The following is a 9,396-nucleotide window of genomic DNA, read 5'->3' as shown; positions in this document are numbered from 1 at the left end:
GCGTGGAATCGAACCACGATAAGAAGGTTAACAGCCTTCCGTAATAACCTTTATACGACTAACCATTAAATGAAAAAGCCCCTACCGAAGTAGAGGCTCTATCTTTCTTCGACCTCTCAGCCGATGCGGTTGGAGTTCCAGTCCAAATAGACGAAGTGACCAACTAGGCGGGATCGATAACAAGTGCCGCCTCTTTTACCTTGTTATCCTCAACGAAATGGCAATAACCCATCGTTAGAAACATGATGGGCTACTTTCGCCATTTTGTCAACTAATTTTCTATTTAAATATTAATTTATAGAAACATTTTCTCTTTTTGTAACAATTGACAGTTGCTTTTCTGCGTTTTCCTGCTCTTTGAAGCACTCCTGAATTAACATTTCATAGAGTGGCTTAATGTTTCTGCGCCATGTCGTTTCTGGTAAATCAAACACCTTGTTGCAGATATCACGCCTTACATCTTCAGCCGGTAATCGTGAATATCCACGACCTGAGCACTTGCAGCATGTTTTATAAACTGGGATTCCTTGTTTCTCGGTTTCCTTCTTGTCCAATACCTCACCACGCCCATTGCATCGACATGAATGACTAACTTCACCTTTGCCATTGCATGTCTTGCAGATTACTCTAGTAGTGCCTCTAACCTCTCTAGCAGTGTTAGTGATCCGAAGTGGAGTTAATCCTCCTGAAGATACAAACACCTTAGCTCTAGTGGAGTATTTAGTGTCGAACACCTCAACCTCAATAAACCCGCTATCACAGTCAGGGCAAATCTTTTTACTGGCTGCACTTCTCGCGTAATCCTGAAATGCATAATTTGCGAGTATTTGCAGAACTGATGACCTATCATCTTCATCAAGCTTTTGGATAGAGCTGTATTTATGCGCCTGAGTTAGTGCATATTGATAGAGACTTTCCACCGCTTCATCTGGCTTATTGATACCGTGTTTCGCCAAAAACAACTCAATCCCCATTCTCGCTTTCGAGGTCGCCAAACCAAGCGAGGCCATTACATCGGTGATTGTTAAGTTATCAGTAGCTGTAGCGGCTGGAGAGTCACTAAACATTGGGCTCTTAGGTGAAAAATACTTAGGTAAATCTTCGAGTCTCATCTTACCTCCGGCAATACTGTTCCGCTTCCATCGTCTTTAGTGGAAAACATAATTCGCAATTTAGAGTTAGCGCCTAACCATCTAAGTTGATGGACTTTCATCATTCCGCGCTCAATTTGAATTACTGCATAATCGTAGCCATTTCTAACTCTCGACCATCTAGCCTCTTCAATTGCTGCGTCTATATCCGTAAACATCACACATCCCCCATCTGATAAGTTATGCCGTGCTGATACCAATCTGGTAACGTGAATTCAATCCGACCCGTTACACCCTCGCTACGAAGCTCCTGAAGCCGTTTAAGCTCAACTTTCATGTGCTGGTATAAATCATCCATCTGCCACGGCTTTAACTTCACTGCCGTTCCTGCTAAACGAGCCACGCTATCAATAGTCATCTCGCTGTAAGTGATAACAGCATGAGCATTGAATTCGTGTGGGTCTTCACCTAGTTTTCGGTGGCAGCCAGCGCAGTGTGAGAAGGCATTGAGAGGATGATATCGAGTTGCTTTGTGTCGTCGTGATTTGAAGTGGGAGCAGTGAAGTTTTGAAGGTTCGTGTCTAAAGTGCCTTCCGCAGTAGTCGCATTCGTAATCTGTTCGTTCCCTGACTAACTGCGAAAATACAATATCGTATTTATCGCGTTTTAGTGCCATATCAAAGCAAGGCCTCCCGATAGATTATGATTGAGGTGGCTATCAGGCCAACATAAACGGCCACCATAAATAACTTGGCTCCAATGGTTAAATTTGGGTATTTACGCTTCACTTTATCTGCCTCATAGTCAGTCCATAGCCGAACACTGCGCCAGTGTCGATATACTCTTGGTTCGCTCGTTTAACAGCACCTTTTCTCATTGGAGTATGACCAAATAGAAATAGGTCAGCGCCTTTAATCTCACGCACGTTATCGTCACCAATACGCTCACGACTCCAAATTACATATTGCTCATCTACTGGCTTGCCGAACTCGTATTCATCGGATGGATAATCAGCATGTGCAATGACTGTCTTTATTCCATCAGTGTTTACTTCGATAATGAGTGGTAGTTTCTTCGCTTTAGCTAAACAGAATCGGGATAAACATTCGTTATCGTAGTCCTGCATGAAAAACCAATTGCCACCGTTGTAAATATAGTTATTGACGTCTCTGCCGTTAAACAAAGCATCAATAGCCATTTGCTCATGATTACCACGCACTGCACGAAACCATTTTTCATTAATTAGGTCGAGACATTCGACGTTTTGATCACCCCTATCGATTAAGTCACCAACTGAAATTAATAAATCTTTTTCTTTATCAAATTCAATTTGTTGTAACTTATCATTCAGCAAATCAAAGCATCCATGAATATCTCCAACTACCCAAATGTGCCGATATTGATCACCGTCGATTCTGAGGTAAATTCCATGCATTTCTTCATTCATACCCTCACCTCGCTCAATAACGAATCCATGCGTTTTAAGAATGCGCTACCCATACCTTGCACATTGGCCTTTTCGACATAAACCATTCCACGACCTACTATTTCATCGTCTATTTTCTTAGGTGCTGGCTTGAAAACTTCGGTAAATTCACGTTTAACAATCTGCACAGCATCAGGTGATATTTTGTATTTCAATGTACCCTTGCTTTTCCCTACAACTGACACAGCCGCAAATTTACGCATTAGGCTGATGACGTAACTTGCTGTTGAGTATGGTATTCCTGTTATGTTTTGCGCTTGTTTTGTGGTGAAATATTCAAACCCTCTAACCGCTTTGATTATTTCAATCGCGTTCTTACCTTGCTGAGTCATAACTTCTCCTTGTTTAGATTGTGACGATTGATTAACTCCCTGCGGCACTCATTTAGATAAACAATTAGCTTATGCACTTCATCTAAGCGTTCATCTAGTTGCTTTAGTTTTTCTTCTGGTGTCATTTTCTCGTCCTTGCTGTTCGGATGTGGCGGCTTTCATTGATTGATTTCATTGGGTTAAAGGTGATATTGCTTGGCGGTGGCTTGGGTTTGCTTTGATGTGTAACTACGAATATTGATTTAGATTCAATCGAATTTAGCAAGCATTTCACGGTGACTTACCTCCACTTCATCAACAAGTCGATTCATGTACCAACGGGCTTTTTTCAAGTCCTCGACTGGGTTAATTTTCTTTTCATATCGCCAAACGTATTTTTGTATATTCCCTTTGAGATACCCCAAGAATGCTTCGCGGGTCATGCTAGCTTTGATAGCTTCTATGCATTCAATGCCGCCTGATGCGTAATGTGATGGGTTATTTGCGTTATCCGTCATTTTCTCGCCCTCCGCTTCTTGGCTGCTCGGTTTATCTTTGCGTGACCTGTGATGCGCTTAGTTGATGTAGGGTAGCTGTATGAATGGCGCTCATCTTCCATAACCCACGGGATAAATGGTTCGGGATTTGAGGCTAGTGATAACCCTAACTTAGCTCCTATCCCTGCTATCGCTATTTGTAATCTATTCATCTATCTTGCTGCTCCTTGAGTTTCATGTATTCGCTTGTGTGTGGGGTTGTCACGAAACAACCAATATCTACCGCCCAGCGTTCAACCTGCTCCATGTAGAAATACATATCACCAGTGTCTAAATCAGAAGTTTTTCGTAACCGCCTAATTAGCTCTATATCGCCCGTGACGGCATTAATCATTTTCACCTCTTCATAGCCTAAGAAGGTATGTTTCATCATCTCCTTGACGCTCTCATCAGTGTGCTTGATGCCGTTCTTGCATAAATGCTTGCTGATTTCGGCATACCACATATGTGAAAGTGAATTTTGAGATAGTGAGCGCTTGTTTTTCCAAGGCTTGATAATGATTCGGTGTGGTTGGTTTGTTGCTAGAACTTCTTTGAGGTGTTGCCATGCGGTATTTTTGGTTGATTCGTGGAAGAGGAAATCTGCTTCCAAGTTAACCTCCTACTCGTCATTGCCTTTTGGTTCGCGGTAGATTGCAATAACAAGCCCGTATTTTGTTGCAACTCTAACCATCTGGTTTTCTTTTATTTTATCAAGCTCATACGCCTCATAAAATTCAGATATTGCTGCCAGCTTACGGTCTTTCTCTTTTCGTTTGATTAGCTTTCCGAAAGCCAGTCCAGTAAAGTATTCAAAGGCTCTAATTAATATCCATAAATACCCTATGGCAGATAGCAACCCGACGACCCATTTGTATGTTTCATCACTCACTGTTAGCTCCTTGCATTTCTGCGTATACCTCAATCCAATATTTAGCTTCTTGGATCCATTCTTTTTTCTTTTTGCGGATTTGTCTTTTAGTTGGTTTGCATGGGAATTTATAGTGCTCCTCAATCCAGCCTACATTTATTTTTAACATCCAAAATCTGCGATTCGTATTGAAGTTAACGTAATAGACCATTACTTCTACTGGCTCACTCACTGTTAGCTCTCCTGTTCCATGCTGCTATGGCTATCTGAATGTCATTTTCGCGTTCAATTTTCAGTCCACATCCAGCGCATCTCACTGAATAATTTCTTGCATGATGGAAGTCGCAGAATTGTGCTTTGATGTCACCACTTCCACACATAGGGCATTTCTTGAGTTCGCTCATGTTATTTCCTTAAAAATAAATACACTAAAGTGCAAAATCCAACGCATGCAAGACTTGATACAGTCCAAATTGCTAGCGTACCTAGGAATAATTTCCAAAATAAATAATCGAATTCCATCATTCCCCCTCTGGCATTAGTGGGAGTGGCAGGTCTTTGATGTACATCCAGTAGTCGAATGTTTCCAGTGGAGCCGAATCGTAGTCGCTGTTATTGTGTGGCATCCATCTAAGTTCTTCGCAGTCAACACCGCATGAAATTAGCTCATATGTTATGTTCTGGATATGTTCGCCATAGATAACAATTACAGCCTCGCCTTCGGTTGGTAATTTCTCACTCACCTTAACCCAATTAGTTCCCTGCATTAGATGCCTCCCTCTGGCTAGATTTAATGGCTTTAAAAAATACAGCGGCATCTAGCTTCATGAGTCGATTTAAAACTCGTTCACTGCGATATGGCTTATACAGTTTTCGGTTGTAATCAACTTTGCCTCTGCCGCTTTTCACATATTTTAATTTTCGGCTCATTCTTTCTGCTGCGTATATCCACATCAGCTCTGTTAACGTTGTTCCTTTCATCACTCAACCCTCTTGTTGGTCACACTTGCAACCGCTGTTATCAATACCCCAAGGAAATAAAGTATCTAGCTCAGTAAACCAACTTTTGCATTTGTCGCAATAAAACACTTCCCACGGCATTCCGTACTCAGAGAGCCATTCAGTAACTTGTGGTGTGATTTGTATCGGTGGGATGCAAGAAACATCGAAGTTTTTAATTTCAAGCTCTCGCTGTAGTGATTCGATTTCTAATCGTTGGTTTGATAATTTAATTCTTGAGATAACCCTTTCGGTTTTTAGCTCCCTGTTTTCCTCAGTTAGCTGCTTGCACTTGGTGAATAAATTTTCTTTTTCCATCTCATCTAGAAGTCCTTATGATTTGGTGTGTTAGGCTGCTTGCTTGCGTGATCGGTAACTATCCCAGGTGAAAGCCAATGTACAACCGCCGCCATCACTCATACGGTCAATGACTCGCTCACCGATAAACTCGCCTAGCTCTTCCCTGGTTTGGTTGCTGATTAGAATGGTTGGTTTCATTCGCTCATACCTGGTGTTGATGATCTCAAACAAGATCAGCTTTTCAGCTTCAGACCCGAATTGAACACCTACTTCGTCGATTATCAGTAAATCAGGATTGGTATAAATTCGAATAACATCTGATTCAGTTTCGGTAGCGTTTTTACTCCAGGTTGATTTGAACTTTCTGGCAATCCGTAATGCGGTTGTGAATAGTGCAGAATCCTGGTGTTGCTCAATAACGTGTCGGGCAATAGCCAGGGCTAGATGATTTTTACCAGTTCCAGGCTTGCCACACATAACCAACCCGCCCCCCTGCCGTAGTCTATCCGTCCACTTGTTTGCATACGCTTTGCAAACACTTAGATTTCTAGCTGCATCCTGGTTAACTGGCTCGTAATTCTCCAGGGTGCATGGAATAAAACGTTCAGGGATATTCAGATCAGCCAGGAGTTTTTCAACAAGACGCTTTTTGCCACGCTCATCACTTTGCTGTTTTTCATCCCTCAACCTTTCTAGCTCTTCAAGCAGACACTTGGGGCATGGTGATGGCCTGGATGCTAGTTTTAATCCACTTGTACTTACTCGCTTCCTAGCCTGGTATGTTCCATGAGTTTCACATTCGATATCCAGGTAATGAATTTCTGTGTTTGGTATTTCAGCAGGTTGTTTATCAATCTCTGCCAGTTGCTTTTCGATTTCTTGAATTCTTTCTGTCAGGTTCATAATTTAATTCACCCATGTTGGTATATCCGTTTGTCCATAATCCTTGGATCCAAAGTTCTCACTGGCTACTCGCTTGTTAGGCGCCCAAGTAGGTTTGGCGTTTTTGTTCTGGTAGTTCAGCTTCGCGCTTGCTGTGCTAAACCAGTTCTTAGGTTTGTCCTTCTCGAACTCCAGGTCTAAACGTGTTAACTCTGCAACCAGGTCGATATTTGGAAATAATCCCTTCCAGGTATCGAAGTCTTTTTGATTGAGCCGAATAACCTGTCCCTCGAATGCATATTTTTTTGCTATCGGTTGAACATTGCCTGACGATTTTTTTTCATCACCAGGACAAGCCGTTTTTTCGGCTTGGGTGTTATAGGGAATCAGGTTAAGGGAATCAGGAATCAGGTTAAGGGAATCAGCAGGGATAGTTTGATTCTCCTCTGGTTCTTGTACTGTACTTGTATGGTGCTTTTCTGGTGCTTCTTTAATATCAGTAGGTTGCGTAACTTGTTCTGGTATTTCACTGGCCGCCTCTTTCATGTGAGGGTTCTGGTGTTTCTTCCAGTTATTAATCTGGATAAACTCATTCCCATCTACTGCATATCTAGTGATAAAGTTTTTACCATGTAATTGAGCGAGTAATTTGTCACAATCCGCATCGTCATAAGGCAAAACCATAGCTTTAATTTTTCGTGGTTTATCTTCTAGTCGACCTTCACGATCGGCAACTGTCCATAAGCCTACAAAAAGAATACGAGCCAATGGCTCGCACTCTGCTAAATCATCATTAGTAAAAAAGCCTGGCTTAATATTTCTTGCTCTGGCCATTGATTAACTCCTTAATAAAATTTGGTATCTCTGCCTGTGGCCTGTTTTCAACGCTTCTGAAGTATTGCTCATCCGCTGGCTCAATAAGGCTCACCTCTCCATCATTTATATAAAATGAGTAACCAGGTGCTTTCATCATGAGCCTGGCTGATATTCTTATTAGCATTTCAGCTACTGCGTTTTTATCTCCGAAATAACAGAAGCCTTCTGAGTCGAATATCTCATCGACGTTTAGCCTTTTGAGTGTGTCAGTACAAATTACATCAGTGAGAACTGCGATTTCTGAGATGTCGTTTTCTCTATAATTCATACCTGCCTCTCTGCACCCCCACTTTATTTTCTCTAGTGGAGCTTTGAAGAATTCCCGTGATTCATTAACGCGATATGGAGCCAGGATCCTGTGAACTGTTGCTTCATCTTTTCTTGGGTCACTTGAATAAAACGCCAGCTCAACATTAAACTTTGTTGGTACACCAGAAGATGAGTAAAGCTCCTGGGCTCTTTTTTCTGGTGAACAAGTTGTCATTCCAACTTTATAAATCTCTGGCATGCTTGGATTGCTCATGACATAAATCCAACCGCCTATGCTAAATTCGCTAGGTAATCGTCCTTCAGTAAGTATTTCATCATTAGCAATTGGCATTTCAAATGGCCAATGAACCTCATCCGTTGTTAAAAATTCTTCTTCCATATATAATTACTCCCGTGAATGATTCTTAAATTAATTCCATCTGAGCCTCATCGGTTGCCGCCTTTGAGGTTTTTCTTTTTGGGTATCTGATATGCTCTAGCATCTGAATTAATGCCCTAGCCTCATCACCCTGAATAATCACATCTTGAATTGGCGCATCGAACCCTATTGCATCTAGTAGTCTTGCTGCCTTCTCAACAAAGCCGTTCTCAGCTTGCCATCTAGTGATTTGGGATTCGTGTACACCGACAGCCTTAGCAACTTGCTTAGGTGTGGTTAAGATGATCCCTTTGCGAATACGAGCCTCAATAGCTCGCACGTTGCGTGAAATTGCGTAGTCCATTTGTTAAATTCCTTTTGACGTAGTTAGTCCGTTGCTCACGATCCTGTGAGTTAAGTTTTGTATTGATACCCTTTTTCAGGGCTGAGGATTTAAAGAGCGAGTGAGTTGTTATTTTTTGCTTCCGCTTTGAAGCCAAACAACGCTACATTTTAATGCTTTGGATAATTCAAAAATAAACCGAGGTCTTTTTGTTACCCCTGCCTCAATAGCTTGAATTGATTGCTGTTTTATCCCTACCAATTCAGCCAATTGAGACTGGGTTAGATTGAGCTCGCCTCGTCGAGCTTTTACACGTTGAGAGATGGTTTCCATACGTCTCTTTCTCCTTATACAGTTTTATCTGTATTAAATAACAGATATACCTGTTTGTCAAATACAGTTTTTATTGTAAAAATCCCTGCATTACAGGGGGTGGGAATATGAGTCTTGCAAGTAGAGTTAGAGCGAGAAGAGATGCGCTAGGGTTAACTCAAACCGAAGCGGCTGAAAAAGCAGGAATTAGACAGCAGTCATGGGCAGCCATTGAAGATGGACAAACACAGAAACCTAGAAATATAATTAGCATTGCTAACGCTCTTGAGTGTGATGCTGGATGGCTTATGACTGGTGATAATATACAGCCAGTTCATGAGGTAAATACAAGGAAAATACCTTTAATTAGCTATGTACAGGCGGGAAACTTGGCTGAGAGCGTTCCTATTAGTGATTGTGATGGCTCTTTTGAATATGTGTTAACGGATCAAGACCTGTCTAACCAAGCCTTTGCACTTAGAATAGAAGGCGATTCAATGGAGCCTGATTTTAAAACTGGCGATGTAGTTATAATCGACCCCGAAGTTGAGCCTATACCAGGTGAGTTTGTTGTTGCGGCCAATGGAGATCAAGAAGCTACATTCAAAAAATATAGGCCAACTCATATAATGATGGACGGAACGCAACATTATGAGTTAGTGCCATTAAATAATGACTACCCAGTATTAGATAGCGAAAAAATAAAACTTAGAATCATAGGAACTATGGTAGAGCACCGCATATACCGCAGAAAAAGATAA

The 9,396-nt window shown here is 41.6% G+C and carries 20 protein-coding genes; 1 reads left to right on the top strand and 19 read right to left on the bottom strand.

From position 1 onward, the window contains the following. Positions 1–290 precede the first annotated feature (290 nt). The 19 genes from M1F05_RS06165 to M1F05_RS06080 all read right to left on the bottom strand — a co-directional run bounded on the left by M1F05_RS06165 (position 291) and on the right by M1F05_RS06080 (position 8,656). Positions 291–1,112, bottom strand: coding sequence for an antitermination protein (locus tag M1F05_RS06165; RefSeq protein ID WP_272516402.1), 822 nt, complete (start codon positions 1,110–1,112; stop codon positions 291–293). A gap of 196 nt (positions 1,113–1,308) precedes the next feature. Further along, entirely contained in the window at positions 1,309–1,509 is a 201-nt protein-coding gene (locus M1F05_RS06160) for a hypothetical protein (RefSeq protein ID WP_272516401.1), read from the bottom strand. Between the two features lie 366 nt (positions 1,510–1,875). Beyond that, entirely contained in the window at positions 1,876–2,538 is a 663-nt protein-coding gene (locus M1F05_RS06155; protein WP_272516400.1) for a metallophosphoesterase, read from the bottom strand. Then, positions 2,535–2,909, bottom strand: a complete 375-nt coding sequence (locus tag M1F05_RS06150) for a hypothetical protein (protein WP_272516399.1) — start codon at positions 2,907–2,909, stop codon at positions 2,535–2,537. The genes M1F05_RS06155 and M1F05_RS06150 overlap by 4 nt, the downstream gene beginning before the upstream one ends. Further along, the gene (locus tag M1F05_RS06145; protein ID WP_272516398.1) at positions 2,906–3,034 is read right to left on the bottom strand and encodes a hypothetical protein; all 129 of its coding nucleotides are present in this window, start codon (positions 3,032–3,034) and stop codon (positions 2,906–2,908) included. The genes M1F05_RS06150 and M1F05_RS06145 overlap by 4 nt, the downstream gene beginning before the upstream one ends. 123 nt (positions 3,035–3,157) lie before the next feature. Continuing rightward, positions 3,158–3,406, bottom strand: coding sequence for a DUF3310 domain-containing protein (locus M1F05_RS06140; protein ID WP_272516397.1), 249 nt, complete (start codon positions 3,404–3,406; stop codon positions 3,158–3,160). Continuing rightward, positions 3,403–3,597: a hypothetical protein gene (locus M1F05_RS06135; protein WP_272516396.1), complete on the bottom strand. Its 195-nt coding sequence runs from the start codon at positions 3,595–3,597 to the stop codon at positions 3,403–3,405. Before M1F05_RS06135 ends, M1F05_RS06140 begins: the two co-directional genes overlap by 4 nt. After that, the gene (locus M1F05_RS06130; RefSeq protein WP_318825983.1) at positions 3,594–4,037 is read right to left on the bottom strand and encodes a recombination protein NinB; all 444 of its coding nucleotides are present in this window, start codon (positions 4,035–4,037) and stop codon (positions 3,594–3,596) included. Before M1F05_RS06130 ends, M1F05_RS06135 begins: the two co-directional genes overlap by 4 nt. 9 nt (positions 4,038–4,046) lie before the next feature. After that, positions 4,047–4,316, bottom strand: coding sequence for a DUF4752 family protein (locus M1F05_RS06125; RefSeq protein WP_206086990.1), 270 nt, complete (start codon positions 4,314–4,316; stop codon positions 4,047–4,049). Continuing rightward, positions 4,309–4,527, bottom strand: coding sequence for a hypothetical protein (locus tag M1F05_RS06120; RefSeq protein ID WP_206086989.1), 219 nt, complete (start codon positions 4,525–4,527; stop codon positions 4,309–4,311). Before M1F05_RS06120 ends, M1F05_RS06125 begins: the two co-directional genes overlap by 8 nt. Further along, positions 4,520–4,675 (bottom strand): hypothetical protein, encoded by a 156-nt coding sequence (locus M1F05_RS22740; protein ID WP_412990678.1) that lies wholly within the window; start codon positions 4,673–4,675, stop codon positions 4,520–4,522. Before M1F05_RS22740 ends, M1F05_RS06120 begins: the two co-directional genes overlap by 8 nt. 141 nt (positions 4,676–4,816) lie before the next feature. Next, complete coding sequence (locus M1F05_RS06115; RefSeq protein WP_272683079.1) at positions 4,817–5,062, bottom strand: hypothetical protein; 246 nt, start codon at positions 5,060–5,062, stop codon at positions 4,817–4,819. Next, positions 5,049–5,276, bottom strand: a complete 228-nt coding sequence (locus M1F05_RS06110) for a MarR family transcriptional regulator (RefSeq protein WP_272683080.1) — start codon at positions 5,274–5,276, stop codon at positions 5,049–5,051. Before M1F05_RS06110 ends, M1F05_RS06115 begins: the two co-directional genes overlap by 14 nt. A 3-nt stretch (positions 5,277–5,279) precedes the next feature. Further along, a complete protein-coding gene (locus M1F05_RS06105) occupies positions 5,280–5,612 on the bottom strand; it encodes a hypothetical protein (protein ID WP_206086961.1) in 333 nt (110 codons plus the stop codon). 30 nt (positions 5,613–5,642) lie between these two features. Continuing rightward, the gene (locus M1F05_RS06100) at positions 5,643–6,497 is read right to left on the bottom strand and encodes an ATP-binding protein (protein ID WP_206086962.1); all 855 of its coding nucleotides are present in this window, start codon (positions 6,495–6,497) and stop codon (positions 5,643–5,645) included. Between the two features lie 3 nt (positions 6,498–6,500). Further along, positions 6,501–7,310, bottom strand: a complete 810-nt coding sequence (locus M1F05_RS06095; protein ID WP_206086963.1) for a hypothetical protein — start codon at positions 7,308–7,310, stop codon at positions 6,501–6,503. Continuing rightward, positions 7,288–8,001 (bottom strand): GIY-YIG nuclease family protein, encoded by a 714-nt coding sequence (locus tag M1F05_RS06090; RefSeq protein WP_164561126.1) that lies wholly within the window; start codon positions 7,999–8,001, stop codon positions 7,288–7,290. The genes M1F05_RS06095 and M1F05_RS06090 overlap by 23 nt, the downstream gene beginning before the upstream one ends. Positions 8,002–8,026: 25 nt before the next feature. Beyond that, on the bottom strand, positions 8,027–8,344 hold the full coding sequence (locus M1F05_RS06085) for a CII family transcriptional regulator (RefSeq protein WP_206086964.1): 318 nt from the start codon (positions 8,342–8,344) through the stop codon (positions 8,027–8,029). 108 nt (positions 8,345–8,452) lie between these two features. Then, the gene (locus tag M1F05_RS06080; RefSeq protein WP_206277335.1) at positions 8,453–8,656 is read right to left on the bottom strand and encodes a helix-turn-helix transcriptional regulator; all 204 of its coding nucleotides are present in this window, start codon (positions 8,654–8,656) and stop codon (positions 8,453–8,455) included. A gap of 107 nt (positions 8,657–8,763) precedes the next feature. On the opposite strand from M1F05_RS06080, the gene M1F05_RS06075 reads away from it, so the two are divergent. Beyond that, positions 8,764–9,396 carry a LexA family protein gene (locus M1F05_RS06075; protein ID WP_272572410.1) on the top strand — a complete coding sequence of 211 codons (633 nt, stop codon included), beginning with the start codon at positions 8,764–8,766 and terminating at the stop codon, positions 9,394–9,396.

This window comes from Providencia sp. PROV252, assembly GCF_033676005.1.
GTDB lineage: Bacteria > Pseudomonadota > Gammaproteobacteria > Enterobacterales > Enterobacteriaceae > Providencia > Providencia vermicola.
The sequence above is the reverse complement of the archived record's forward strand: the minus strand, read 5'-3'. Positions and strand labels throughout refer to the sequence as shown.

Coding starts and splice junctions, on each gene's coding strand:
- M1F05_RS06165 (WP_272516402.1), bottom strand. CDS start 1,112: ATGAGACTCGAAGATTTACCTAAGTATTTTTCACCTAAGAGCCCAATG.
- M1F05_RS06160 (WP_272516401.1), bottom strand. CDS start 1,509: ATGACTATTGATAGCGTGGCTCGTTTAGCAGGAACGGCAGTGAAGTTA.
- M1F05_RS06155 (WP_272516400.1), bottom strand. CDS start 2,538: ATGAATGAAGAAATGCATGGAATTTACCTCAGAATCGACGGTGATCAA.
- M1F05_RS06150 (WP_272516399.1), bottom strand. CDS start 2,909: ATGACTCAGCAAGGTAAGAACGCGATTGAAATAATCAAAGCGGTTAGA.
- M1F05_RS06145 (WP_272516398.1), bottom strand. CDS start 3,034: ATGACACCAGAAGAAAAACTAAAGCAACTAGATGAACGCTTAGATGAA.
- M1F05_RS06140 (WP_272516397.1), bottom strand. CDS start 3,406: ATGACGGATAACGCAAATAACCCATCACATTACGCATCAGGCGGCATT.
- M1F05_RS06135 (WP_272516396.1), bottom strand. CDS start 3,597: ATGAATAGATTACAAATAGCGATAGCAGGGATAGGAGCTAAGTTAGGG.
- M1F05_RS22740 (WP_412990678.1), bottom strand. CDS start 4,675: ATGTGTGGAAGTGGTGACATCAAAGCACAATTCTGCGACTTCCATCAT.
- M1F05_RS06115 (WP_272683079.1), bottom strand. CDS start 5,062: ATGCAGGGAACTAATTGGGTTAAGGTGAGTGAGAAATTACCAACCGAA.
- M1F05_RS06110 (WP_272683080.1), bottom strand. CDS start 5,276: ATGAAAGGAACAACGTTAACAGAGCTGATGTGGATATACGCAGCAGAA.
- M1F05_RS06105 (WP_206086961.1), bottom strand. CDS start 5,612: ATGGAAAAAGAAAATTTATTCACCAAGTGCAAGCAGCTAACTGAGGAA.
- M1F05_RS06100 (WP_206086962.1), bottom strand. CDS start 6,497: ATGAACCTGACAGAAAGAATTCAAGAAATCGAAAAGCAACTGGCAGAG.
- M1F05_RS06095 (WP_206086963.1), bottom strand. CDS start 7,310: ATGGCCAGAGCAAGAAATATTAAGCCAGGCTTTTTTACTAATGATGAT.
- M1F05_RS06090 (WP_164561126.1), bottom strand. CDS start 8,001: ATGGAAGAAGAATTTTTAACAACGGATGAGGTTCATTGGCCATTTGAA.
- M1F05_RS06085 (WP_206086964.1), bottom strand. CDS start 8,344: ATGGACTACGCAATTTCACGCAACGTGCGAGCTATTGAGGCTCGTATT.
- M1F05_RS06080 (WP_206277335.1), bottom strand. CDS start 8,656: ATGGAAACCATCTCTCAACGTGTAAAAGCTCGACGAGGCGAGCTCAAT.
- M1F05_RS06075 (WP_272572410.1), top strand. CDS start 8,764: ATGAGTCTTGCAAGTAGAGTTAGAGCGAGAAGAGATGCGCTAGGGTTA.